This is a genomic window from Haloprofundus halophilus (assembly GCF_003439925.1).
In the GTDB taxonomy this organism is placed as follows: Archaea; Halobacteriota; Halobacteria; order Halobacteriales; family Haloferacaceae; genus Haloprofundus; species Haloprofundus halophilus.
Map to the genome: position 1 here is coordinate 442,291 of NZ_QQRR01000002.1, position 23,932 is coordinate 466,222.

The following is a 23,932-nucleotide window of genomic DNA, read 5'->3' on the forward strand; positions in this document are numbered from 1 at the left end:
TAGCTCTATGCGTCTCGCGTCTTAAATGTTCGCTCAACGTATCTTTCTGACGTCGCTCACGTCGAGTCCCGACTCCGCTATCTCGACCTCGAAGCGGACGATGTTCTCGCCCTCGATGCGCGAGAGGACGCCGCGGAACTCCTCGACGACCATCGTCCGGGCGCGCTTGGACCCGCCCGACTCCCACCGGAAGCGGAGCGTCCCGCCGGCGGCGTCGGTCAGCAGTCCCAACTCTTTGGGACCCAACGTCTCCTCGTTGACGAGCAGGATGATGAGTCCGCCCCAGTGGTGGGCGGCCTTCCGGAGCCCCTTCATCACCATCGCGATGTCGGACCACGCCATCTCGTCGGAGACGGCCCCGACGAGGTCGGTGATGGAGTCGACGAGAACCAGGTTACCGGCCGCGTGCTCGCCGAGGTACTCGCCGAGGGCACCCATCACGTCCTCGCGGTTGTGTCGCGCGCCCAAATCGCGAATCGTCGACGTCTCGCCGACGTACCACTCTCTCGGGACCGGACTCAGTTGGAAGTACTCCGGCGAGAAGTCCCGGAACCGAATCTCCGAGAGCGCCGCGTCGACGATGTCGTCGGCCAGCGTGTACGCCAACTCCCGTCCGATGTACTCCTCGTCGGTCGTAAACGAGAGGTAGTGAACTTCGTCGGGCAACCGCGTGTTCTCGCCGAGCGAGCCGTAGTACAGCTCGAACAAGTCGCTGTCGGCGTGCGCCAGCGCGTTCATCGCCGCGCTCGTCTGCAGGAACTCCCGCGCACCCGCCCCGGACTCGCCCGACAGGAGGACGACGTTGCCCGGCGGTGCGCCGCCGCCGATGACGGAGTCGAAGCGCGAGATGCCGAAGGGGAGGTTCTCCATGGCCGCCCGTCGAAGGCCGCCGGGATAGTCGTTACGCCGGACAGTCTGGTTGCCCGACACGACACGACTCGTCAGATGCGGGTGGTCCGACGCATCACTCGACTCGCGCGCCGACGTTCCGCGGTGCGGAGACGAACACGTCGCCGTCGATACCGGCCGCCGCCAGCGCTTTCTCGCCCGCCTCCCGAGCGGCGTCGGCGCGCGCGGCGTCGGTGACGCCGTAGACGGCCGGCCCCCACGACGACTGCCCGGCGCCGTACACCGCGGGCGCGTCGTCGAGCGACGCGACGAGTCCGCCGACCGGCGGGCGGTAGACGCCGCCCTGCTCGTCGGCGTACCACGCGCCGTTGAGGCGGCCGATTTCGGCCACAGCCTCGCCGAACCGCTCGGGCGCGTCGCCGGCGACGGCGGGGAGCACCCGACGGACGACGATGCCGGAGATGCGGTCGGCGATGGTCGGGTCGGCGCGCTCGACGGCGGCGCGCATGCTCGCGTCCTCGTCGGCGTCGCTCTTTCCGGGCGCGGCGTCGGGCAGCACGACGAGAAACCGCCAGTCGTCGGGGATTCGGTGGCGCGCGGCTACCGACGGGACGGCCCACTCGCCGTCTTCGGGTCTGTCGGCGGTGAAGCGCGCCGTCGGGTGGCCCGCGTCGAGAACGAATCCCCCCGATTCGAAGGCGGCGACGCCGACGCCGGAACGACCGCCGCGGCCAAGCGCCGGTGCCCGCTCGCGCACGTCCGGCGCGTAGTCGTACGCGCCGGCGACGCCCGCGAAGACCGAGAGCGCCAGTTGCGTTCCGCTCCCGAGACCCACGTGCCGCGGCAGCGACGACTCGACGCGGACGCGTGCGCCGGGGACGCCGAGCAGTCTGGTCGCCCGACCGGCGTACTCGTGAATCGTCTCGGCCCGTGCGTCGACGCGCTCCGCGAGGTCGACGGTCACCGCGTCGTCGGGCGTCACGTCGACGGCGAGTTCGGGCCCGTCGAGCGCCGCGCCCAGCGCGCCGTACAACCGCTCGTGGGCGAGGCTCAGATTACAGAAGCCGAAGTGGAGTCGCCCGGCGGCGGTGACGCGCGTCATGCAACGTCGTTGGGAACCTCGCCGTATCGGGATTTCGACGGTGGCAACGCTGGACGGTGTTTTCGCCCCGTCCGCTCACGACGGGAGCGGGCAGAGACTCGCGGTGAGGACGGCCGTCTCGTCGGTGTCGTTGCGCGCGCCGTGGACGACGCCGCGCTCGTGGAGGACGACGCCCGGCGCGTCGACCGCTTCCTCGTCGTCGCCCTGAACCACCGTCACCGTGCCGCGAAGCACGTGGAAGACGTTCGTGCTGTCGGCGTGTTCGTGCGGCGAGAGTTCCGCGCCGGGACCGAGCGCGAACGCCTTCACGAGCACGTCGTCGGTGACGACGAGTTCCGCCGTCTCGAGTTCTCCGTCCGCGGGGTCGAGGTCTTCGAGTCGGTCGAGTGTCATGGCCGTGACGACGGCGGCGTGGCGAATAAGCGTGGCGTCGTTGGCTCGCTTCGCTCCCGAGTCGCTCCTGCGTGTACCTCGCTCCCGAACCGCCCCCGTGTTTACCTCGCTCGCTCCCGTACATCCCACGATGGACACAGACCGCATTCCGGACGGCTGGTACGAGGAGTCCGACCCCGAGTTCATCGACCGGAAGTACGACCCGCGACCGGTCACCGTCTTCCGGCACGTCGACCACGGCGCGACGCTCGTCGCGATGCCGTCGGAACCGAACACCGAACACGCCGAGACGGACACCTACCGCCTCGCCGTCGCCCGCGAGGAGACGTCGAACTTCGGCGACGTGGAGCCGTTCGCGGAGGTACGCGGCGACGACGCGGCGCTCGATGCCGCCGAGACGTTCGCGAGGGCGTACAACGACGAAGGCGGCGGCGACGCCGGCGTCGAAGCCGGGAAACGGGCGGTGTCCGAACAACGGGAGCGGAAAACGGAGTAGACGCGGCTCAGACGAGCTCTTCGGCCACGACCGACGCCGAGAGCAGTTTCGGGTCGACCGCGAGGTCTGCCTGCCCCTTCGCGAACTCCGGGAGCGACTGGTTCGCGTAGACGACGACGCGCACGTCGGGGTTCAGCTCCTTCGCCAGCGGAATCGCCGTCGCCTCCGCGACATCGGTGAGGACGACGAGGGCGGCGTCGACGACGCCGGCGTCTTCGAGCGCCGGGCGGGTGACGACGCCGTCGATGCGCGTGAGTTCGACTCCCTCGTCGGTGAGGGCGTCGGCCAGTCCGTTCTCGTCGGGACCGCAGAGTATCGCTTTCATAGATTACGTGGGGTGTGAAGGGCTGTCGAAGCGGGCCGAGTCGGGTCGCGATCGTCGAGTTACTCGTACTCGATGGTCGCGGGCGGCTTGTGCGTCACGTCGTAGACGACGCGCGCGACGTTGTCGTTCGTTCCGGTGATTCGGCTCTGGATGCGCTGGAGCGTCTCCCAGTCGAGTTCCTGGGCGCGGGCGGTCATCCCGTCTCGGCTCTCGACCGAGCGGACGGCGACGATCCACCCGTGGACGCGGTTGTCGCCTTTCACGCCGGTCCCTTTGCCGACGACGGCGGCGAACGCCTGCCACGGGTCGTACTCCTCCAGTTCCTCTTCGACGACGTGGCACGCCTCGCGGGCCACCTCGACTTTCTCCTGTGTGACTTCGCCGATGACGCGGACGGCCAGACCGGGGCCGGGGAACGGCATCCGCTCGGCGACGACCTCCTCTAAATCGAGCGCGCGGGCGACTTCGCGGACTTCGTCCTTGTAGAGGTCGCGGACCGGTTCGACGATGCCCTCGAAGTCGACGACGTCCGGGAGGCCGCCGACGTTGTGGTGCGACTTGATGCCGCCCTCCGACTCGATGCGGTCGGGGTAGATGGTCCCCTGCACGAGGTAGTCGGCGTCGGTGTCCTTCGCTTCGCGCTCGAACTCGCGGATGAACTGCTCGCCGATGACCTCGCGCTTCTTCTCCGGGTCGACGACGCCCGAGAGCGCCTCGAAGAAGCGCTCGTGCGCGTCGACGACGCGGAGGCTCTCCATGAAACTGAAGATTTCGCGGATGCCCTCGGTTTCGCCTTTGCGCATCAGGCCGGTGTCGACGTAGACGGGGGTGAGCTGCTCGCCGACGGCCTCGTAGGCGAGCGCGGCGGCGACCGAGGAGTCGACGCCGCCCGAGAGCGCGATGACGGCGTTGGCGTCGCCCACTTCTTCTCTGATCTCTGCGACGGCTTCGTCGATGAACGAGTCGGTGTCGACCATCAGGCTTCGACCTCCGTGACTTCCTCAGTTTGTTCGAGAATCGCCTCGACGAGACCGACGAACGGCGGACTCGCCCTGTCGGGCCGCGAGCGGTACTCGGGGTGGAACTGCGTCCCCAGGAAGTACGGGTGGTCCCCGAGTTCGACGATCTCCATGCGGTTTCCGGACTTCCCCGAGAACGTCAGGGCACCGGATTCGAGTTCCGAGAAGTACTCGGGGTTCACCTCGTAGCGGTGTCGGTGCCGTTCGGTACAGGTGTCGGCACCGTAGACGCGATGTGCGAGCGTCCCCGGCTCGATGTCGGTGTCGTGCGCGCCGAGGCGCATCGTCCCGCCCATATCTTCGAGGTCGTACTGGTCGGGCAGGAGGTCGATGACGGGGTGGGTAGTGCCGGGGTCGAGTTCCGCCGAATGGGCGTCCTCCCACCCGAGAACGTTGCGAGCGTACTCGACGACCGCCATCTGGAAGCCGAGGCAGAGGCCGAGGAAGGGGATATCGTTCTCGCGGGCGTAGCGGATGGCCGCTATCTTCCCCCTGGTGCCCCGGGAGCCGAATCCGCCGGGGACGACGATGCCGTCGGCGCTCTCCAGGCGTTCGGTGTGGTGGTCGCGCATCTCGTCGGAGTCGACCCAGTGGACGTTCACCTCGACGCCCGTCTCGATGCCGGCGTGCTTGAGCGCCTCGCGGACGGACATGTAGGCGTCTTCGAGGTCGTACTTGCCGACGAGCGCGATATCGACGGAACCTTCCCGGTTGCGCGTCACGAGGTCGCGCCAGCGGTTGTCGCGCTCGCCTTCGGGGAGCGCCTCGTCGCCGAGTCCAAGCCGCTGCATCACGTACTCGTCGAGTCCCTCCTCCTCGACCATCAGCGGGACGTGGTAGATGTCGTCCACGTCGGGGTTCGAGAACACTGCCTCGGTGGGCACGTCGCAGAACAGCGCGATCTTCTCCTTCGTGTCGATGTCGAGGCGGTTCTGGTTGCGGCCGATGAGGATGTCCGGCTGAAGCCCGATGCTCCGCAGTTCCTTGACGCTGTGCTGGGTGGGTTTCGTCTTCTGCTCGCCGTTCTTCGAGTCGGGGACGAGCGTGACGTGCATGAAGAGGATGTCCTCCTCGTCCTCCTCGTGGGCGAACTGCCGGAGCGCTTCGAGGTACGGCATCGACTCGATGTCGCCGACCGTCCCGCCGACCTCGACGAGACAGACGTCGGTACCCTCGGCGGCCTCGCGCACGCGACGCTTGATGTCGTCGGTGATGTGCGGGATGATCTGGACCGTCTTCCCGAGGTAGTCGCCGGCGCGCTCCTTCTCGATGACGTGCTGGTACGTCTTGCCCGTGGTGACGTTATGGTCGGAGGTCATGTCGACCCCGAGGAACCGCTCGTAGTTCCCGAGGTCCAGGTCGACCTCGCCGCCGTCCTTCAGCACGTACACCTCGCCGTGCTGGTACGGGTTCATCGTTCCGGCGTCCACGTTCAGGTAGGGGTCGATCTTCACCGCGGTGACGTCGAACCCGGCGTTCGACAGCAAGCGCCCGGTGCTGGCTGCCGTGATTCCTTTGCCGAGTCCGGACATCACACCCCCGGTGACGAAAATGAACTTCCTCCCTAAGTTCGGGTTGTAGCCCGTGTCGGGTTCCGTCGGCATACCGACTGTGCGCGAGGCCCGTTGAAGAACGTTTCGTCACGCGCAACCGTTTGCGAGAGGCCCACAAAGACGCGCTCCGTATTGGCGTCGCAGTCGCCATCTACCGGACAGCGGACGGCGCCTCCGCGGTCCCCTCGTCCGCGCTCGCTGCGGGTTCGGCACGAACTACCGCGTCCGAATCGGCAGCAGAAACGTCTATCCGCGTGCCCGTCTATGGACGAACGTGCCGCCGACTCACGACTACCATATTCACTCGACGTACTCGGACGGCAAGTTCCTCTATCGGATGCTGCGCGCGGCCGAGGAGGCCGGTCTCGACGCCGTCGGGTTCGCCGACCACTGCAACGCCTCCACCCGCGACCAGGCCCGCCGGCGGACCTACGAACTCGGGTTCAACCTCGACCAGACGTATCCGCGTCGGCGGGCGGCCATCGACTCGCTCCGCGAGTCGTTCGACGTCCGCGTCTTCGACGCCGTCGAGATGGACTACGACCCGCGCGACGAGGACGACATCCGCGCGTTCCTCGACGACGCCGGGTTCGATTACGCCGTCGGGAGCGTCCACCGACTCGACGGGACGAACGTCCACACCGAGGGGTTCTTCGCGGCGAAATCCGAGGCCGAACAGCAGGCGTACGTCGACGACTACTTCGAGAAAGTCGTCTCGCTCGTCGAGTCGGAACTGTTCGAGATCGCCGCCCACGTCGACCTCGTCGAGCGAAACCCCGCGCTCCGCGGCTACGCCACCGCCGACCACTACGAACGCGTCGCCGACGCGTTCGCGCACTCCCGGACCGTCCCCGAGATAAACGCCGGACGCGTCCTCCGGGAGTACGGCGAGGTCCACCCGTCGCCGCCGCTTCTCGCACTGCTCTTGGAACGCGACGTCGGTTTCACCGTCGGCACCGACTCGCACCGCCCGCGCGAACTCCGCGAGCGCCTGCCGGTGTTGCTGGAGTACTTCGAGGAGTACGGTATCGAACCGGTCCGGTTGTTCGACTGACGGCGGTTACTCGTCCGGTCTGGCCTCGTCGTCCGAGTTCGCCTCCGAGTCCGCTTCCGCGTCGACCCCGCTGGTTTCCCCGTTCTCGTCCGTAGCGTCTGACTCTTCCTCGTCCGCAGCGTCCGACTCGCCCGTCACAGCGGCGTCGTCGTCGGCTTCCTCGACGACTTCGCGCTTCTCGATGACCTCGTCGTCGACTCCCTCTGCCGTCTCGTCGTCGGACTCGATCTCGCTCACGTCGCCCTCGGCTTCGTCGACGTTCTCGGACTCTTCGGCTTCGTCGACGTTCCCGAGTTCTTCGGCTTTGTCGACGTTCTCGGACTCTTCGGCTTCGTCGCTCGCTCGAACGTCGTCGTCGGTTCGCTCGACGCCCGGTACCGCTAAAATCAGGTCGGGGCCGAACGCGCTCGCGGGCGTCTGATACCCCGGCGGCGCGTCGCCGGCGAGCGTCTTTTCGGCGCACAGAATCGCTGTCTCGGCCGTGAGCGCGTAGGCGTGCGGCGTTCGGAGTCGGGAGACGACGCGCTCGTCGCCGTCGGCGGCCGCCTCGCCCCAGACGTACACCGTCGCGTCCGCTCGCTCCTCGGCGCTCGGATTCCCGGCATAGCGGTCGGCCAGCCGTTTGAGCAACCGCTTCGCCGGCTTCGTCTCCAGCAGCGGAGCGAGGTACCGCTGCGCCTCCATCGTCCGCCGCGTCGATTCGGGGAACGCCGCGTACACCTCGATGTTCGGGATGCCCGTCGTCGTGTACGCCGTCGACACGTCGCCCCACGGGATGGTGACGGCGGTGCGCCACCCGCGGCCGAAGTCGATTTCCCGCGTCTTCCACCCGCTCGGCACGTGGTGGAGATTTCCGTCCTCGCGAATCGCGCCACCCTCGCCGAGGCCTTCGATAGCCGTCTTCAGCGTCCCCGTCGACAGCGACCCCGAGGTGTCGAACCCCAGCGAGAGGTGCGTCGCCTCCGGGAGTCTCTCGGCGAGGTGAGCGGCGAGACAGTCGGTCGGCACCACGTCGAAGCCGACTCCGGGCAGAATCGTGACGCCGGCTTCTTCGGCCTCCGGGCCGCGGCGCTTCAGCCGCTCGAACACCTGTATCTCGCCGGTGATGTCGAGGTAGTTCGCGCCCGCGTCGAGGCAGGCGTCGACCATCGGTTCGGCCGTCTCCGAGAACGGCCCGGCGCAGTTCAACACGGTGTGGGCGTCGTCGATTCGGTCGGCGACGGTGTCGAGGGAAGCGACGCGGGCGCGGACCCCGAGTTCGTCGGCTTGGGCGGTGACTTTCTCGGCGTCTCGCCCGACGAGAATCGGGTCGAGACCGCGATCGACGGCCTTCTCGGCGACGAGCGACCCGGTGTAGCCGTACGAGCCGTAGATGACGAGTTCGGACATACTGTCGCTGTACGGGACCGTGACTGTTGGGCGTTGCGGCGTCTCTCACCCGGCGAGCGCGAAGTAGACGGTCCTGCCGCGACCGGAGGATTTTGGCGTCGTCTCCGCGAACTGACCCCATGGAGTTCCCACGACTCGGTCTCGGTACGTACCAGAACAAAGACCTCGACCAGTGCGCGACGAGCGTCGAGACGGCCATCGACGTCGGTTACCGCCACGTCGACACCGCCCAGGGCTACGAGAACGAGGAGGCCGTCGGCGACGGAATCGACGCAGCAGGTGTGTCTCGCGACGACCTCTTCGTCGCGACGAAACTCGACACCGGAAACCTCGGCTACGACGACGTGCTGGAGACGACCCGCGAGAGCGCCGAGAAACTCGGCGTCGACACCATCGACCTCATGTACGTCCACTGGCCGCTGAACACCTACGACCCCGAGGAGACGCTGCCCGCGCTGGACGAACTCGTCGACAAGGGCGTCGTCGAGCACGTCGGCCTCAGCAACTTCCGCCCCGACCAGCTCGACGAGGCGAAAGACCACCTCGACGCGCCCATCTTCGCCCACCAGGTCGAGATGCACCCGATGCTCCAGCAGGACGAACTCCGCGAGTACGCCCGCGAAGACGACCACTGGCTGGTCGCGTACTGTCCCATCGCCCGCAACGGCGTCGCCGACGTCTCCGAGATTCGAGAGATTGCCGAGAAACACGACGCGAGCCCCGCGCAGGTCGCGCTCGCGTGGCTGCTCTCGAAGGACGAAGTCGCGCCCATCCCGAAGGCGACCGGCGAGGAGCACATCCGGCAGAACTTCGAGGCCGAAGCGCTGGAACTGGACGACGAGGACGTCTCGACCATCGACAGCCTCGACCGCGAGGAGCGCATCGTCGACTTCGACGACGCGCCGTGGAACCAGGTCTGAGGCCCCGTACGGGGTAGCTACGACGCGGCCTCGACCGCACAACCACTTTCACCGTGGTTGGCTCGCGCTTATTGCAGCCAAAGCCGTCTGAGTAAAACACGAGCATCAGCAGTGGTCGGTGGTGGGACACCGACGCGGTGCTCGTTCCCCTTGAGAGGATTGAGCATGTGGAGACAGACGGTTTCACGACATAGGAGTTTCGACGAACCGAACGAGAGACGCCATCGCGCCGCCGGAGGTGCGCGATGAACGCTGAAGCCGACGACGGCGTCGACGCCGACGAGAAGACGGAACCAGACGGGAGAACGGAAACCAGCGAGAGGACGGAAACGGACGAAACCGACGAGAGCGCGGCCAGACGCGGTCAGACCCGCACGGTCGTCGCCGTCGCGCTCCTCTTCTCGCTCCTCGGCGCGACGCTTCCGCGACTGGCCAGCGGCGACCCGCTCGCGGCGTGGGAGATTCTCCTGCTCTCGACGCTCGGGCTCGCGGCGGGCGTCGCGACGCTCGGCGGCGAGTCGATTCGGACCGCCGCCGCCGTGTTTCGCGAGAGCGGACCGTGAATCGATCGACGGGCGATGCGGGACCGGTCAGGCGACTGGTTGCGCCAGCGCTCGCATCGTCGCCGCGCCGACGACCAACACGACCCCGAACAGCGCCAGTGTGCCGAGCGGAGACGTCGCGTCGGCGACGACCCCGCCGACCACCTCGAACGGGACCACCGCCAGCGAGTAGACCATCGACGCCGAGGAGAGCACCGTCGCCCGCCCGACCGAGTCGATACGGTCGTTCAGATACTGGTTGCCGAGCGTGACCGAGGCGGTGTTGACCGCGCGGGCGACGAAGAACGCCGGGACGGCCAGAATCGGCGCGACCCAGAGAGTCGCGAACAGCGCGCCGACCAGAAACGGGACCACAGCGAACCACCGCCGGATGCCGATTCGACGGTCGTCGCTCGCCCGTCGGAGGGCCGACGTCAAACTAAGTAGCTCCTCGCTGCACACCCGCACAGCCGTGCCACGCGAAACAGCCTACGAACTCTCGATAGACCACGTGCAGGTGCTGGAGTCCGACGGGAGCGTCGACGCCGAGTTGGAGCCCGACCTCTCCGAGGACGACCTGCTCGAGATGTACTGGACGATGAAACGATCCCGCCGACTCGACGAACGGGCTATCGCCCTGCAGCGGCGGGGCGAGCTCGGCACCTACGCGCCAGCCACCGGACAGGAGGCCGCGCAGGTCGGCAGCGCCCACGCGCTCGCCGACGAGGACTGGATGGTGACCTCGTTCCGCGAGACACCCGCTTACCTCGCCCGCGGGACGCCGCCGCACATGCTCCTGTGGTACGCAATGGGAATGGAGGAGGGGTCGGCGACGACCCGCGAGAGTCGGAACATGCCGCCGTCGATCCCGGTCGGCTCGCAGGCACTGCACGGGGCCGGTCTCGGGTGGGCTCAGGAGATAGCGGACGAAGACGCCGCGTCGCTCGTCTACTTCGGCGACGGCGCGACATCGGAAGGCGACGTGTACGAGGCGACCAACCTCGCGGGCGTCTTCGGCTCTCACACCGTCTTCCTCTGTCAGAACAACCAGTACGCCATCTCGGTCCCGCGCGCCAAGCAGACTCGGGCGGAGACGCTAGCCCAGAAAGCCGCTGCTGCCGGCATCGAGGGCGTGCAGGTCGATGGCAACGACGTGCTCGGGACCTACGCCGTAGTGCGCGACGCCCTCGAGAGCGCCCGCGAGGGCGACCCCGTCTTCGTCGAGGCGCTGACTTACCGCCGCTCTCTGCACACAACCTCCGACGACCCCTCCGTCTACCGCCAGGAGGAGGAAGAGGAGGAGTGGGAGGCACGCGACCCACTCACTCGGTTCGAGACCTACCTCCGCAATCGGGACACTCTGGACGACGACCGCATCGCCGACATCGAAGCGTCGATAGAAGACGACCTCCGCGAGGAGATCCGACTGGGGAACGAGGGTCGCGAGGCCGTCGACGTCGAGGAGATGTTCGAGTACGCCTACGAGACGCCCATTCCGGAGGTCGAGCGCCAACGTGCGGCCTTCAGAGGTGAGGACCGTGACTGAGAAACTGCGATTGGTCGAAGCCGTCCGCGACACGTTGTTCGCGGAGATGGCACGCGACGACTCCGTCGTCGTCTACGGGCAGGACGTGGGTCGAAACGGCGGCGTCTTCCGGGCGACGCAGGGACTCCTCGACGAGTATCCGAACCGAGTGTACGACGCGCCCGTCGCCGAAGCGGGAATCGTCGGCCTCGGCGTCGGTCTCGGCGTCTACGGCTTCACACCGGTCCCAGAGATCGAGTTCTCGGGGTTCATGCACCAGGCGTTCCACCAGATACAACAGCACGTCTCCCGCCTCCGCAGTCGGACGCGCGGCGAACTCAACTGCCCGATGACGATTCGAGCGCCGTACGGCGGCGGTATACACGCGCTCGAACATCATTCCGAGAGCTTCGAGGCTGGGTACGCCCACACGCCGGGGTTGAAGGTCGTCGTTCCCTCGACACCCGCCGACGCGAAGGGACTGCTGACGAGTTCCATCCGCGACCCCGACCCGGTCGTCTTCTTCGAGCCGACGCGTCTCTATCGGTCGTTCCGCGAGGAGATGCCCGAAGGTGAGTATACGGTCCCGCTTGGCGAAGCCGACGTGGTGCGCGAGGGCGACGACGTGACGGTGGTCGCGTGGGGCGCGATGCGTCACCGCGTGCTCGACGCGGCCGAGAACGTCGACGCGAACGTCGAGGTGGTCGACCCGCGGAGCATCGTCCCGCTCGACACGGAGACGGTGCTGGAGTCGGTTCGCAAGACCGGCCGTTGCGTCGTGGTACACGAAGCGCCCAAAACAGGAGGAATGGCCGCCGAGATAACCGCCCGAATCAACGACCGGGCGCTCTACTATCTCGAAGCACCGGTCCAGCGGGTCACCGGCTACGACGTGCCGTACCCGCTGTTCGCCAGAGAGGACGACTACGTCCCCGACGAGGACCGAATTCGACGCGGTATCGAGCGGGCGCTGCCGGAGTGAGCCAGTCGGTTCACTCGCGCTCTCTCGATCCCGTTCACGCTTCGTCGCTGTTTCGCTCCATGTAGTCGCGTGCCGCCGAGAGTACCTTGTCGAAGCCGGTCGAATCCTCGGTCAGCGGCGTCCGGTGCGACGCGCCGAGTTCGCTACGGGGGACGGCGTAGGCGCTCCATCCGTCGCCCTCGCGGGCGCAGACGACGCGCTCGTCGGGTCCGAGCCACGAACGGACGTCGTCGTCTCGCTCTTCGGTCGTCCACCCGGGCGGCGCATCCTCGTCGGAGTCGTCGGTAGGGGAACTCATCGCGGGCGAGTGGGCAGTCCCCAGACGCATAGCTGTTCGCCGACTGTTCGACGGACGCTCCGCTGAAGCGAATTTCAGTAACGGTTCCGAGGGGCGCAACGGCTTTGCCCCGGGCATCGTAAGATGTTGACATGAGCCACTCCGCCGGGAACGAGTCGGTAGCCCCCGAGAGCGACGCCGGTATCGCCCCCGCCGAAGCGTTCGCCCTCCTCGGCAACGACACGCGGATCGAGATTCTCCAGGCGCTCCTGGACGAGGACGGCTCCGAGGAACCCGTCTCCTTCTCGGAGCTGTACGAGCGCGTCGACATCGACGACAGCGCTCACTTCAACTACCACCTCAAGAAGCTCACCGACCACTTCGTCCGCCGGACCGACGAGGGCTACACATTCCGGTACCCCGGCTGGAAAGTCGTTCGCGCCGTCTTCGCGGGGACGTTCACCGACCGCGCCGAACTGGAGCCGTTCGACGCCGACGGCGACTGCTACGACTGCGGCGGCGGGTTGCAAGCGTGGTACGCCGAGGAGCGACTCACCATCGCCTGCGGCGACTGCGGGACGGTCCACGTCAGCTACCCGTTCCCGCCGGGCGGCCTCGACGACCGGACGCCAGAGGAGCTGCTGCAGGCGTTTCACCACCACGTCCGCCACCACTACTGTCTCGCCGCCGACGGCGTCTGCCCCGAGTGCATGGGGAAGATGGAGACCGCGCTCTCGCGGGAGACGACGTACCCGGGACTCGACGTGCAGGTCACTCACGAGTGCCACCGGTGTCACAATCGCCTGCACTCGGCGGTCGGGCTCAACCTGCTGGACAACGCCGACGTGATGACGTTCCACGCCGAGCGAGGCGTCGACCTGAGCACCCGACCGTTCTGGACGCTCCCGTGGTGCGTCAGCGACGAGCGAACCGACGTCGTCTCCTGCGACCCGCTGGAGATCCGACTCGATATCTCCACCGGAGGGGACTCGATGTGTATCGTCCTCGACGACTCGCTGAACGTCCTCGACGTCGACGGCTGTGCCCGCCCCGTCGGCGCGTCGGAGCGATAGCCGCCGAGAGCGACGAATCGCCCCGCCGCGGGAGAGAGAGAAAGGGGGAGCGACACCTCGGCGCGTTCGTCGTCCGAGAAGTCGCTCCGTGCCAAAAATTACGTACGAAGCGACCGTCCGTCCGGTATGTACGCGTCATCGACCTCGGAGTTCGTCAGCGTCGCAGGCGGTCGGTACCGTGAGTGAACCCGACGGCGGCGAGCCGGTCGGGCTCCTCGGCAGGCAGACGCCGGCGCGCGACATCCTCGAAACGCAGATAGAGGAGGGCCTCCACGAGATAAACCGCGAGCTCGACGGCCTCTTTCTCTCGGGGCTGTCGGCGGGACTCGACATCGGCTTCGGGCCGTTGTTGATGGCCGTCGTGCTCACGCTGTCGGCCGGCAGCTACGGCGACCTGCCGACCGAGCTACTGCTCGCCAGCGCCTACTCCATCGGGTTCATCTTCGTCGTCCTCGGCCGGTCGGAGCTGTTCACCGAACACACGACGCTCGCGGTGCTCCCCGTCATCGACGGACAGGCTTCGTTCACCGAACTCGGGCGACTCTGGGCGGTAATCCTCGTGAGCAACGTGCTCGGCGGGCTGGTGTTCACCGCCTTCGTCGTCAACGTCATCCCCAGCATCGGCGTCGCCCGCCCCGAGTCGTTCATCACCGTCGCGGAGAAACTCATCCACCACGGTAACTGGGGGATGTTTCTGTCGGCTATTCTCGCCGGATGGCTGATGGGGCTGCTCTCGTGGCTCGTCACCGCCGCCCAGAGTACGACGAGCCGTCTGCTCATCATCTGGCTCGTCACGGCGGCCATCGGCCTTCTCCACCTCCCCCACTCCATCGCGGGCAACGTCGAGGTGCTGTTCGGGCTGTTTCTCGGCCCCGAGATAACGGTCGCGGACTACGCGCGATTCCTCGTTCTCGCCACGGCCGGTAACGCCGTCGGCGGCTCCGTGTTCGTCGCGCTGCTCAAGTACGGTCACGTCACCCGAGCGTAACGGTCGAAGAGCCGCGTGGAGGGGGCCGGGCGGTGACCCCGGAGTCGCCCGGTGAGCGTCCGCGGGAACGGGAGACAGAGCGTTTACGTGGACGAGAGGCGAGGCGAACAGGCCGCACCCGGTCCGGAGTGTCGGTCCGCACCTCTCCTGTAGGAAAGCCCGTGAAAGAGCGCTTTGGCTCGATAGTCGAAAGGCGAGAGCGCCCGCTCCCGTCCAGTCCGGGTCCGAAGCTATCGACGCCCGTCGAACGCCACGTCGCCGTCGACGACGGTCATCGCCACGTCGATCTCTCGAATCCGGTCGGGGGCGTCCCACGGCGACTCGTCGAGGACGGTCAAGTCGGCGCGCTTGCCGACCTCGACGGTCCCTAATCGGTTCTCGTCGAATCCCGCATAGGCCGCGCCGAGCGTGTACGCCCGAAGGGCCTCGGTGACTCCCACGCGCTGACTCTCGGCGGGGGCGTTGACCGCCCAGTGAACGCCCAAAAGCGGGTCCAGCGGCATGCAGTCGGAGCCGAACGCCAGCGGCGCGCCCGCGTTGAGCAGCGCCGGGTAGCGGTTCGTCTCCGTTCGTCTGTCGCCGAGTCGGGCGTCGTACAGCCCGTCCTCGCCGGCCCACTTGAGGAAGTTCGGCTGGACGGAGGCGACGACGCCCATCTCGCCGAACCGCTCGATGGCCTCGTCGGAGGCGAGTTCGACGTGTTCGACGCGGTGGCGCATCTCGCCCGGGTTCTCCGTCTCAGAGTACGCGTCTAACACGGCGTCGACGGCCTCGTCGCCGATGGCGTGCGCCGTGACCTGAAATCCAGCGTCGTCGGCGCGGGCGACGATGTCGCTCAGTTCGTCGGGCCCGACGACCCACTGGCCGGTCGCCGACGCGTCGTCGCTGTAGGGTTCGGAGAGTTTGGCGGTCCGGCCGCCGAAGCTCCCGTCGGTGTAGCTCTTTATCGCGCCGGTCCGCACCATCTCGCTGCCGTGGTTCGTCCGCAGACCCGCCTCCGTGACGGCGTCGAGGTGGTCGGCCCAGTAGTTGATTCGCACCCGGAGCGAGAGCTCGTCGGCGAGGTCCAGTTCCCGATACACCTGCGGCGCGTACGAGTGGCGAACCATGTCGTGGACGCCCGTGACACCGAGTTCGTTCGCGCGGCGCTGAGCCGCGGTCAACAGTTCGCGCATCTCCTCGGGCCCGGGTTCGACGGCCTCGAACACCGGGTCGACGGCCTCCTCGACGACGACGCCCGTGGGGTCGCCGTCTTCGGTGTGGATGTCGTCGTCGGGCATCCCGTCGCGGCAGCGGTCCAGAGCGACGGAGTTCAGCGACGCGACGTGCATGTCCTCGCGGAAGGCGACCACCGGCCGGGAGTCGGAGACGGCGTCGAGGTCCTCGCGGGTGAGGTAGCGCGACTCGTCCCAGGTGCTCTCGTCGTAGCCGTAGCCCTGAATCCAGCCGTCGGAGCCGACCTCGTCGGCCCGTTCGCGGAGGCGGTCGACGGCTTCCGCCGGCCCCGACGCCCCCGAGAGGTTCGCGTGGACGAGGTAGCGCCCGGTCATCGAGAGGTGGACGTGCGCGTCGACGAATCCGGGGAGGACGACCCGGCCGTCGAGGTCGACGACCTCGGTCTCGGCTCCGGCGAGGAACTCCACGTCGTAGGTGGTTCCGAGTCGGACGATTCGGCCGTCTCGGACGGCGAGCGCTTCGTACACCTCGTCGGCGTCACCGTCGGTGGCTCCGTCGGCGCCGGCGAGGCTGTGGACCTCCGCGTTCACGAGGAGGAGGTCTGCTGCGTCGGTCATGGTGGCTCTGCGGTGGGGAACTGGCAAAACCGTTCGGGAACCGGCTTTTCGGAGGTGGAGAAAACCGACAGTCCTTAGCGACCGCCGCGAGGACGACACAGCATGACCGACGCCGAAGCCCTCGCCGACCGCGTCCGCGACGGCGACCTCAGATTCCACGAACTCGAAGACCACGCCGACGCCGACACGGCGTCGGCGGCGCGTCGACTCCTCGTCGAAGCACAGTCGGGTGCGTCGCTCGACGCCGTCGGCGACTACGGATTCCCGGCCGAGCAGGCCGACCCGAACATCGAGAACATGGTCGGTGCGGCCCAGATTCCGATGGGCGTCGCCGGTCCCGTCACCGTCGACGGCGGCGCGCTCTCGGGCGAGCGCTACCTCCCGCTGGCGACGACCGAAGGGGCACTTCTCGCATCGGTCAACCGCGGACTCTCCGTCGTCGACGGCGCAGGCGGTGCACGAGCGCGCGTCACCAAATCCGGGATGACCCGCGCACCGGTGTTCAGCGTCGCCGACATCGTAGAGGCCGAGGCACTCGTCTCGTGGGTCCGCGACAACGAACCGGCGCTGAGGGAAGCCGCCGAGGAAACGACGAACCACGGCGAACTGCTCGACGTGACGCCGTACGTCGTCGGCAACTCCGTCTTCCTGCGCTTCCGCTACGACACCAAGGACGCGATGGGGATGAACATGGCCACCATCGCCACGCAGGCGGCCTGCGACGTGGTCGAGGAGGAGACGACGGCGTCGCTCGTCGCGCTCTCGGGCAACCTCTGCACCGACAAGAAACCGGCGGCGATAAACGCCGTCGAAGGCCGCGGACGAAGCGTCACGGCGGACGTGACAATACCCAGAGAGACCGTCGAAGAGCGACTCCACACCACGCCCGAAGCCATCGCCGAAATCAACACGCGAAAGAATCTCGTCGGCAGCGCCAAGGCGGGCAGTCTCGGCTTCAACGCCCACGTCGCCAACGTCGTCGCCGCGATGTTCCTCGCCACCGGGCAGGACGCCGCGCAGGTCGTCGAAGGGTCGAACGCCATCACGACGGCGGAGACGACGCCCGACGGAGACCTCTACGTCTCCGTCTCCTTGGCGAGTCTGGAAGTCGGCACCGTCGGCGGCGGCACCAAGTTACCGACGCAATCTGAAGGGCTGGACATCCTCGGCGTCCGCGGCGGCGGCGACCCGGCGGGCGCGAACGCCGACGCTCTCGCCGAGGCCATCGCCGTCGGGTCGCTCGCGGGCGAACTCTCGTTGCTCGCGGCGCTCGGGTCGCGGCATCTGTCGAGCGCGCACGAGGAACTGGGCCGGTAAGTCGGTCGGGAGCCACCTCCGAAGATTTGAAACGTGAGCTGAGGTGGAATTAAGCCGCGAACGCTCACAATCGAGCTATGGATTCGCAACGAGTTGCCGTTCTCAGCGCGCTCGACGACATTCGCACCGTACTCTTGGGACTCTACTTCGCGGCCGTCGGCCTGTTCTGTGCGCTCGCGTTCGGCGACTTCGGCGTCGGTGCCGGAATCATCTTCTTCGTCGTCGGCGGGGTGCTCGCGCTGGGCACCGAACTCTGAATCTCTCGGAGGGCTCAGAGCGACCGATACCGCCCGCCGCTCTCCGACACCTCGCCGCGACGGGCGAGTTTCTCCAAGATGTCTCGTGCTTTTTCTCCGGGCACACCACGGTCTGCGGCGTAACTGACGACCTCCTCCTCGGTGGGTCGATTCTGCTCTGCTACCGCGTCTTCGACGAGTTCGCGCCGCGATTTCGACGAGGCGGACGGCGACGACTCGTCGCCCGCGGCGGCGACTTCGTCGGCATTGAGGCCCGACCGTTCGAGATACTCGCGGTCGGAGATGTGGGCGTCGTCGAGTTGCGTCTCCATCTCCGACACCGAGTCGAGAGTCGAGAACGCCTCCGACGCGCCCTGTTTCTCCGCGAGTATCGCCGAGCGAACCTGCCGGGCGGCGTCGTGGTCCTCGGCGGTGTACATCTTCCGCAGTTTCTTCGTCTGGTGGCGCTTGCCGCAGCGAGAACACTGCGCCGATGCCTGCTCGCGCGGGTTTTCGAGAATCCAGATGTTCGAACAGCCGTTGCAGCCGACGACGGCGTACATATCTCGCTGTGGTCGGGCGACGGGTTTGAATCTACTGTTCACCCGAGAGTTATCGGCTGCGAAGACAGTCACAGACGGCGTGGAGAAACGATTTACTCCTAACCGTTGCAGTGTGTCCGTGAGCAGTGACTCTACGTGGGACTGACCAGTACGCTGCGAACCGTCGTCCGCGTCGCGCGGGACCGAGATATCGCGTTTCTCGCTGCCGGATTCGCTTACTACGCGCTACAGTCGCTCATCCCGCTTGCGATTCTCGTGTTCGTACTCGCGACGTCCGTCGGCGAGGGACAGGTCGTGATGCAGTTGCTCGACCGGGTGAGCGCGTACGTCTCCGAGAGCGGGCGACAGGTGCTCGAACAGGCGTTGACCAGTTCCGCGGGCCGCAGAGGGGCGAGTCTCGCCAGTCTCGGATTTTTGCTCTGGGGCGCGCTGAAGATGTTTCGCGGACTCTCGAAGGCGTTCGGGGAGGTGTACGGCAGTTTTCACTCCATCGGCTTCTTCGGACGGTTGCTCGACGGGTTGCTCGTTCTCGGTGTCGTCCTCGTCGCCATCGCCCTCATGGTCGGTGCGGGCGTCGTCGTCACGTTCGTCGACCTCTCGATTCCCTACCCGACGTTCGTGACGACGCTGTCGCTGTTCGTGTTGCTCGTCCTCGTCCTTCTTCCCATCTACTACATCCTTCCGCCGGTTCCGGTCACGTTCAGACACGTCATCCCCGGCACCGTCGTCGCCGCCGGCGGGTGGATTCTCCTCCAACTGGCGTTTCTGTACTACGCGCAGAACGCCTCGCAGTACCAGGCCTACGGTATCCTCGGCGCGGTGCTGTTGTTCGTGACGTGGCTCTATCTCGGCGGCGTCCTCGTTCTCCTCGGCGCGGTGGTCAACGTCGTCATCGAACGGCCGACGCCGTACGCGGAACTCCGTGCGCCGCGCTAGCTTTATTCGGTCGGCGCGCAGTCACAGTCTATGGAACGACTGTCGCTGTCCGACGTAGAGACGACCGAAGCCGTACCCGACGTTCACCTCGCGCAACTCGCCGCGGGTGAGGAGATGAGCGTCCAGCACTTCCACATCGCCGCCGGAGCGTCGGTCCCCGAACACGACCACCCCCACGAGCAGACGGGCTACATCACGCAGGGGACGCTGACGTTCGTCGTCGACGGGGAGGAGATCCGCGTCACCGAGGGCGACTCCTACGTCATCCCCGGCGGCGAACCGCACGGCGCCGAGAACCGCGGTGACGAACCCGTCCGCGGCGTCGACATCTTCAGTCCGCCTCGAACGAACCCCGACTGGCAGGAGTGAGGAGTCTCGACCGGCCCGTTTCACCGCAGTCGGTCGACGTGTCACCGCAGTCAGTCGGTGCCCGACCGGCCGGGCGCGCCCGACTCGCGCCACGCTTTTTCGCGCCGTCGTACACGCTCGCCTGACAGTTCGACGCGGTGAGATAACGTTGATACCGTGGTTCGTGTTATCACTGAACGGAGAAACATGTTGTCGAGAAACACTTTGACGGAGCTGTACTCCGAGATGGTGACCGCGCGGTACTACGAGGAGCGCCTGCAGGAGGAGTATCTGGAGGGCAAACAGCCGGCGTTCGACATCTCGGCGGGACCGATTCCGGGCGAACTCCACCTCGCGGCGGGCCACGAGGCGTCGGCGGCCGGCGTCTGCGCGCACCTCCGCGACGACGACACCGTCACGGCTCCGCACCGACCGCACCACGTCGCGATCGCCAAAGGCGTCGACCTCGACCGGATGACCGCCGAGATATTCGGTCGACGGACCGGTCTCTGCAAGGGGAAGGGCGGACACATGCACCTGTTCGACCCGGACGTGAACTTCGCGTGCAGCGGCATCATCGCCGAGGGCTGTCCGCCCGCGGTCGGCGCGGCGTTGGCGGCGAAGAAACGCGGCACCGACAGCGTCGCCGTCGCGTTCCTCGGCGAGGGCGCGATAGACCAGGGCGGCTTCCTCGAATCGCTCAACCTCGCGGCGGTTCAGGAACTGCCCGTGGTGTTCGTCGTCGAGGACAACGACTGGGCCATCAGCATGCCGAAAGGACGCGTCACCGACGTGGAGAACGGCGCACAGCGCGCCGACGGCTTCGACATGCCCGGCGTCCGCGTCGACTACAACGACGCCGTCGCCGTCTACGAGGCCGCCGCGGACGCGGTCGGACGCGCCCGCGCCGGTAACGGGCCGACGCTCCTCGAAGTACAGGTCCACCGCCACATGGGGCACTTCATGGGCGACGCGGAGGGCTACCGACCGAAAGACGAGGTCGACCGCCTGAAGCGACTCGACCCCATCGACAGACTGGCCGACGACCTCCGCGCCGAGGGCGTCGACGACGAGACGCTCGACGACCTGCGAACGGAGGCCGAACGACGCGTCGACGACGCCATCGAGTTCGCGAAGGAACAGCCCGAACCGGACCCCGAGGAGGCGTACGAGGACGTGTTCTCGAACCCGCCGGCTTCGGGACCCACCGCCGCGACCGACGGGGGAGCGGCGGCGGATGAGCCTACCGCGGACGAGACGGGAGGTGAGCGCTGATGGCGACCGAAGAGCGAGAGAGCGGCGCACAGCAGGCGGGAACGGCGGACGCGACCGACGCCGGCGACCGCGAACTGACGATGAGCCGGGCGATGGTCGAGGCCGTCGCGACGGAGATGCGCGAGGACAACGAGGTGTTCGTGATGGGCGAGGACGTCGCCGACTACGGCGGCATCTTCGACAGCACGGAGGGGTTACTCGACGAGTTCGGCCGCGAGCGGGTGATGGACGTACCCATCAGCGAGACGGCGTTCCTCGGCGCGGCCGTCGGCGCCGCGCAGGCCGGGATGCGCCCGATTGCGGAACTGATGTTCGTCGACTTCTTCGGCGTCGCGATGGACCAGATCTACAACCAGATGGCGAAGAACACGTACATGAGCGGCGGCGCGGTCGACGTGCCGATGGTGCTCATGTCCGCCGTCGGCGGCACGTACAACGACGCCGCCCAGCACTCCCAGACGCTGTACGGCACGTTCGCGCACCTGCCGGGGATGAAGGTCGTCGTGCCGAGCACGGCGTACGACGCGAAGGGGTTGATGCACAGTGCCATCCGCGACGACGACCCGGTCGTCTACCTGTTCCACAAACGGCTGATGGGACTCGGGTGGATGCCGTCGCCGCCGGGACCGAAGACCGCGGTCCCCGAGGAGGCGTACGAGATACCCTTCGGCGAGGCCGACATCAAACGCGAGGGCGACGATGCGACGGTCGTCACGCTCGGGCTGCACGTCCACCGGGCGCTCGACGCGGCGGAGACGCTGGCCGACGACGGCATCGAGGCCGAAGTAATCGACCTGCGAACGCTCGTCCCGTTCGACACCGAGACGGTGCTGGAGTCGGTCCGGAAGACGGGGCGACTCGTCGTCGTCGACGAGGACTACCGGTCGTTCGGCCTCACCGGCGAGGTCGTCGCCCGCGTCGCCGACGAGGCGCTGTCGGAGCTCGACGCCGTCGAACGGGTCGCGATGCCCGACGTCCCCGTCCCGTACGCGCGACCGCTGGAACAGGAGGTCAACCCCGACGCCGGCGACATCGCCGCGGCGGTTCGACGCACGCAAGAATGAGCGGAGACGCCGTCGCCATCGACTCCGAGGACGTGTGGCCCGACGACTCCGACGATATCGACGAGGCGGTCGTCGCCAACTGGTTCGTCAGAGAGGGCGGACGAGTCTCCGAGGGCGACACCGTCTGCGAGATTCAGATAGAGAAGGTGAGCATCGACGTGCCCGCGCCCGCGTCGGGCGAACTCGCCGAGCAGTCGGTTCCCGAGAACGGCGAGTTCCGCCGCGGAGACGTGCTCGGTCGGATTCGACCGAACTGAAGCCTCGTGGGGTCGGTTTCGCCGACCCACGGTGCTCTCTTCGAAGTTGTTTCGTGTGTGAATCCGAGTTCGTTTCACCAAAAATCAGCGGTTTACTGGTAGTCGAAGTGTCGTCTACGACAACTTTTCGATGTCTTCGCGGCTCCGCCGCGAAGGTCAGCGAAACTCTCTACGAGAGTTTCTCTATGTTCGCGCGGTTTCACCGCGCGAGCCAGAGAAGTTGTCGTAGACAACTTCTCTATATTCTCGAAAATCTACGATTTTTGAGCGCTTGAAAAGCTATCTACGATAGCTTTTCGATGTCTTCGCGGCTCCGCCGCGAAGGTCAGAGAAACTCTCTACGAGAGTTTCTCTATATTCTCGACGACGGCGTCGGCGAACTCGCTCGTGGCGAGTTTGTTACCGCCCTCGATCTGGCGGTGGAGGTCGTACGTCACGTCGCCCGAGGAGATGGTCTCCTCGACGGCGTCGCGGACGAGTTGGCCGGCGTCCTTCCAGCCCATGTACTCGAGCATCAGGCGGCCGGAGAGAATCATCGCCGTCGGGTTGACCTTGTCCTGACCGGCGTACTTCGGCGCGCTGCCGTGGACCGGTTCGGCGAGGCAGCGGGCGGTGCCGAAGTTCGCGCCCGGCGCGATGCCGAGGCCGCCGATCTGCGCGCCGGCGGCGTCGGACATGTAGTCGCCGTTCAGGTTCATCGTGGCGATGACGTCGTACTGGTCCGTCCGCGTGAGGAGCTGCTGGAGCATGTTGTCGGCGATGCGGTCCTTGACGACGACCTTGTCCTCGGGACGCTCACCGTCGTACTCCTCCCAGAGTTCGTCCTCGGTGATGGTCTGGTCGTACTCCTCCTCTGCGACCTCGTAGCCCCAGTCGCGGAACGCCGCCTCGGTAAACTTCATGATGTTACCCTTGTGGACGAGCGTCACCGACGGGCGGTCGTTCTCGATGGCGTAGTCGATGGCCTCGCGGACGAGACGCTTGGAGCCGAACTCCGTGATGGGCTTGACGCCGATGCCGACCGGACCGTCGTGGATGGTCGAGTCGTAGCCCATCTCGTCTTCGATGAACTCCTTGACTTTCTGGACGTCGTCGGTGCCGGCTTCCCACTCGATACCGGCGTACACGTCCTCGGTGTTCTCCCGGAACGTGACCATATCCATCTTCTCGGGGTGTTTGACCGGCGACGGAACGCCGTCGAGGTGGTAGGTCGGGCGGACGTTCGCGTAGAGGTCGAGTTTCTTGCGCAGTGCGACGTTGAGCGAGCGGAAGCCCGACCCGACGGGCGTCGTCAGCGGGCCCTTGATGGCGACGTTGAACTCCTTGATGGCGTCGACGGTGTCGTCGGGGAGGTTCTCGTCGTACTTCTCGCGGGCGGACTCGCCGGCGTAGACGCGCATCCACGAGATGGAGCGGCCCGTCGCCTCGGCGGCGGCGGCGAGCACCTTCTGCGCGGCGGGACCGACGTCCGTCCCGATTCCGTCCCCGTGGATGATGGGGATGATTGGGTTCTCCGGAACGTCGAGTTCGCCGGTTTCCTCGTCGGCGACCGTAATCTTCTGGCCCTCCTCGGGGACCTCGACTTTGTCGTAGCTCATGAACAACGGTGAGTTTCCGAGGCAGCGTAAAAGGCCTGCCGTTCTGTAGTTCCCGCGG

At 67.0% G+C, this 23,932-nt stretch carries 27 protein-coding genes; 15 read left to right on the forward strand and 12 right to left on the reverse strand.

Features of this window, described 5'->3' with window-relative positions:
• Positions 1 to 33: 33 nt before the first annotated feature.
• The 3 genes from DV709_RS11815 to DV709_RS11825 form a co-directional block, all read right to left on the reverse strand.
• Positions 34 to 870 (reverse strand): RAD55 family ATPase, encoded by an 837-nt coding sequence (locus DV709_RS11815; protein WP_117594635.1) that lies wholly within the window; start codon positions 868 to 870, stop codon positions 34 to 36.
• A gap of 94 nt (positions 871 to 964) precedes the next feature.
• On the reverse strand, positions 965 to 1,951 hold the full coding sequence (locus DV709_RS11820; protein WP_117594636.1) for a beta-ribofuranosylaminobenzene 5'-phosphate synthase family protein: 987 nt from the start codon (positions 1,949 to 1,951) through the stop codon (positions 965 to 967).
• Between the two features lie 75 nt (positions 1,952 to 2,026).
• Positions 2,027 to 2,344 carry a cupin domain-containing protein gene (locus DV709_RS11825; RefSeq protein ID WP_117594637.1) on the reverse strand — a complete coding sequence of 106 codons (318 nt, stop codon included), beginning with the start codon at positions 2,342 to 2,344 and terminating at the stop codon, positions 2,027 to 2,029.
• Between the two features lie 130 nt (positions 2,345 to 2,474).
• On the opposite strand from DV709_RS11825, the gene DV709_RS11830 reads away from it, so the two are divergent.
• The gene (locus tag DV709_RS11830; protein WP_117594638.1) at positions 2,475 to 2,840 is read left to right on the forward strand and encodes a hypothetical protein; all 366 of its coding nucleotides are present in this window, start codon (positions 2,475 to 2,477) and stop codon (positions 2,838 to 2,840) included.
• 7 nt (positions 2,841 to 2,847) lie between these two features.
• Here DV709_RS11830 and DV709_RS11835 read toward each other — a convergent pair whose 3' ends face one another.
• Genes DV709_RS11835 through DV709_RS11845 form a run of 3 tightly spaced genes read right to left on the reverse strand, consistent with a single transcriptional unit; the run spans position 2,848 to position 5,788 of the window.
• Positions 2,848 to 3,165: a DUF7126 family protein gene (locus DV709_RS11835; protein WP_117594639.1), complete on the reverse strand. Its 318-nt coding sequence runs from the start codon at positions 3,163 to 3,165 to the stop codon at positions 2,848 to 2,850.
• Between the two features lie 59 nt (positions 3,166 to 3,224).
• Positions 3,225 to 4,142 (reverse strand): glutamine-hydrolyzing GMP synthase, encoded by a 918-nt coding sequence (guaA, locus tag DV709_RS11840; RefSeq protein ID WP_117594640.1) that lies wholly within the window; start codon positions 4,140 to 4,142, stop codon positions 3,225 to 3,227.
• A complete protein-coding gene (locus DV709_RS11845) occupies positions 4,142 to 5,788 on the reverse strand; it encodes a CTP synthase (RefSeq protein ID WP_117594641.1) in 1,647 nt (548 codons plus the stop codon). The genes guaA and DV709_RS11845 overlap by 1 nt, the downstream gene beginning before the upstream one ends.
• A 223-nt stretch (positions 5,789 to 6,011) precedes the next feature.
• Here DV709_RS11845 and DV709_RS11850 point away from each other — a divergent pair, with 223 nt between their 5' ends.
• Entirely contained in the window at positions 6,012 to 6,791 is a 780-nt protein-coding gene (locus DV709_RS11850) for a PHP domain-containing protein (protein ID WP_269801697.1), read from the forward strand.
• A gap of 6 nt (positions 6,792 to 6,797) precedes the next feature.
• Here DV709_RS11850 and DV709_RS11855 read toward each other — a convergent pair whose 3' ends face one another.
• Positions 6,798 to 8,180 carry a saccharopine dehydrogenase family protein gene (locus DV709_RS11855; protein WP_117594642.1) on the reverse strand — a complete coding sequence of 461 codons (1,383 nt, stop codon included), beginning with the start codon at positions 8,178 to 8,180 and terminating at the stop codon, positions 6,798 to 6,800.
• Between the two features lie 119 nt (positions 8,181 to 8,299).
• On the opposite strand from DV709_RS11855, the gene DV709_RS11860 reads away from it, so the two are divergent.
• Entirely contained in the window at positions 8,300 to 9,100 is an 801-nt protein-coding gene (locus tag DV709_RS11860; RefSeq protein ID WP_117594643.1) for an aldo/keto reductase, read from the forward strand.
• 245 nt (positions 9,101 to 9,345) lie between these two features.
• Positions 9,346 to 9,663 carry a hypothetical protein gene (locus DV709_RS11865; protein WP_117594644.1) on the forward strand — a complete coding sequence of 106 codons (318 nt, stop codon included), beginning with the start codon at positions 9,346 to 9,348 and terminating at the stop codon, positions 9,661 to 9,663.
• A gap of 27 nt (positions 9,664 to 9,690) precedes the next feature.
• On the opposite strand, the gene DV709_RS11870 is transcribed toward DV709_RS11865, so the two are convergent.
• Positions 9,691 to 10,080 (reverse strand): hypothetical protein, encoded by a 390-nt coding sequence (locus DV709_RS11870; protein ID WP_117594645.1) that lies wholly within the window; start codon positions 10,078 to 10,080, stop codon positions 9,691 to 9,693.
• A gap of 34 nt (positions 10,081 to 10,114) precedes the next feature.
• Between DV709_RS11870 and pdhA the strand changes: the two genes are divergently transcribed.
• Positions 10,115 to 11,188: a pyruvate dehydrogenase (acetyl-transferring) E1 component subunit alpha gene (gene pdhA / locus DV709_RS11875; RefSeq protein ID WP_117594646.1), complete on the forward strand. Its 1,074-nt coding sequence runs from the start codon at positions 10,115 to 10,117 to the stop codon at positions 11,186 to 11,188.
• Positions 11,181 to 12,149, forward strand: a complete 969-nt coding sequence (locus DV709_RS11880; protein ID WP_117595300.1) for an alpha-ketoacid dehydrogenase subunit beta — start codon at positions 11,181 to 11,183, stop codon at positions 12,147 to 12,149. Before pdhA ends, DV709_RS11880 begins: the two co-directional genes overlap by 8 nt.
• 34 nt (positions 12,150 to 12,183) lie before the next feature.
• Here the strand turns inward: DV709_RS11880 and DV709_RS11885 are convergent, their stop codons facing one another.
• Positions 12,184 to 12,447, reverse strand: coding sequence for a hypothetical protein (locus tag DV709_RS11885; protein ID WP_117594647.1), 264 nt, complete (start codon positions 12,445 to 12,447; stop codon positions 12,184 to 12,186).
• A gap of 131 nt (positions 12,448 to 12,578) precedes the next feature.
• On the opposite strand from DV709_RS11885, the gene DV709_RS11890 reads away from it, so the two are divergent.
• Entirely contained in the window at positions 12,579 to 13,499 is a 921-nt protein-coding gene (locus DV709_RS11890) for a winged helix-turn-helix domain-containing protein (RefSeq protein WP_117594648.1), read from the forward strand.
• A gap of 178 nt (positions 13,500 to 13,677) precedes the next feature.
• Positions 13,678 to 14,487, forward strand: a complete 810-nt coding sequence (locus DV709_RS11895) for a formate/nitrite transporter family protein (protein WP_198665713.1) — start codon at positions 13,678 to 13,680, stop codon at positions 14,485 to 14,487.
• Positions 14,488 to 14,717: 230 nt separating this feature from the next.
• Here DV709_RS11895 and DV709_RS11900 read toward each other — a convergent pair whose 3' ends face one another.
• Complete coding sequence (locus DV709_RS11900) at positions 14,718 to 16,280, reverse strand: amidohydrolase (protein WP_117594649.1); 1,563 nt, start codon at positions 16,278 to 16,280, stop codon at positions 14,718 to 14,720.
• 102 nt (positions 16,281 to 16,382) lie between these two features.
• Here DV709_RS11900 and hmgA point away from each other — a divergent pair, with 102 nt between their 5' ends.
• Positions 16,383 to 17,597 carry a hydroxymethylglutaryl-CoA reductase (NADPH) gene (gene hmgA, locus DV709_RS11905; RefSeq protein WP_117594650.1) on the forward strand — a complete coding sequence of 405 codons (1,215 nt, stop codon included), beginning with the start codon at positions 16,383 to 16,385 and terminating at the stop codon, positions 17,595 to 17,597.
• Between the two features lie 77 nt (positions 17,598 to 17,674).
• Complete coding sequence (locus tag DV709_RS11910; protein ID WP_117594651.1) at positions 17,675 to 17,854, forward strand: hypothetical protein; 180 nt, start codon at positions 17,675 to 17,677, stop codon at positions 17,852 to 17,854.
• Between the two features lie 14 nt (positions 17,855 to 17,868).
• On the opposite strand, the gene DV709_RS11915 is transcribed toward DV709_RS11910, so the two are convergent.
• Complete coding sequence (locus DV709_RS11915) at positions 17,869 to 18,396, reverse strand: DUF5817 domain-containing protein (RefSeq protein ID WP_117594652.1); 528 nt, start codon at positions 18,394 to 18,396, stop codon at positions 17,869 to 17,871.
• Between the two features lie 135 nt (positions 18,397 to 18,531).
• On the opposite strand from DV709_RS11915, the gene DV709_RS11920 reads away from it, so the two are divergent.
• The 5 genes from DV709_RS11920 (at position 18,532) to DV709_RS11940 (ending at position 22,276) form a co-directional block, all read left to right on the forward strand.
• Positions 18,532 to 19,332, forward strand: coding sequence for a YihY/virulence factor BrkB family protein (locus tag DV709_RS11920; protein ID WP_117594653.1), 801 nt, complete (start codon positions 18,532 to 18,534; stop codon positions 19,330 to 19,332).
• Positions 19,333 to 19,362: 30 nt separating this feature from the next.
• Positions 19,363 to 19,701, forward strand: a complete 339-nt coding sequence (locus DV709_RS11925) for a cupin domain-containing protein (RefSeq protein WP_117594654.1) — start codon at positions 19,363 to 19,365, stop codon at positions 19,699 to 19,701.
• 213 nt (positions 19,702 to 19,914) lie between these two features.
• Positions 19,915 to 20,955: a thiamine pyrophosphate-dependent dehydrogenase E1 component subunit alpha gene (locus DV709_RS11930; protein WP_117595302.1), complete on the forward strand. Its 1,041-nt coding sequence runs from the start codon at positions 19,915 to 19,917 to the stop codon at positions 20,953 to 20,955.
• Positions 20,955 to 22,019 carry an alpha-ketoacid dehydrogenase subunit beta gene (locus DV709_RS11935; RefSeq protein ID WP_117594655.1) on the forward strand — a complete coding sequence of 355 codons (1,065 nt, stop codon included), beginning with the start codon at positions 20,955 to 20,957 and terminating at the stop codon, positions 22,017 to 22,019. Before DV709_RS11930 ends, DV709_RS11935 begins: the two co-directional genes overlap by 1 nt.
• Entirely contained in the window at positions 22,016 to 22,276 is a 261-nt protein-coding gene (locus DV709_RS11940; RefSeq protein WP_117594656.1) for a lipoyl domain-containing protein, read from the forward strand. Before DV709_RS11935 ends, DV709_RS11940 begins: the two co-directional genes overlap by 4 nt.
• A gap of 338 nt (positions 22,277 to 22,614) precedes the next feature.
• On the opposite strand, the gene icd is transcribed toward DV709_RS11940, so the two are convergent.
• Positions 22,615 to 23,874 (reverse strand): isocitrate dehydrogenase (NADP(+)), encoded by a 1,260-nt coding sequence (gene icd / locus DV709_RS11945; protein WP_117594657.1) that lies wholly within the window; start codon positions 23,872 to 23,874, stop codon positions 22,615 to 22,617.
• Positions 23,875 to 23,932 lie beyond the last annotated feature (58 nt).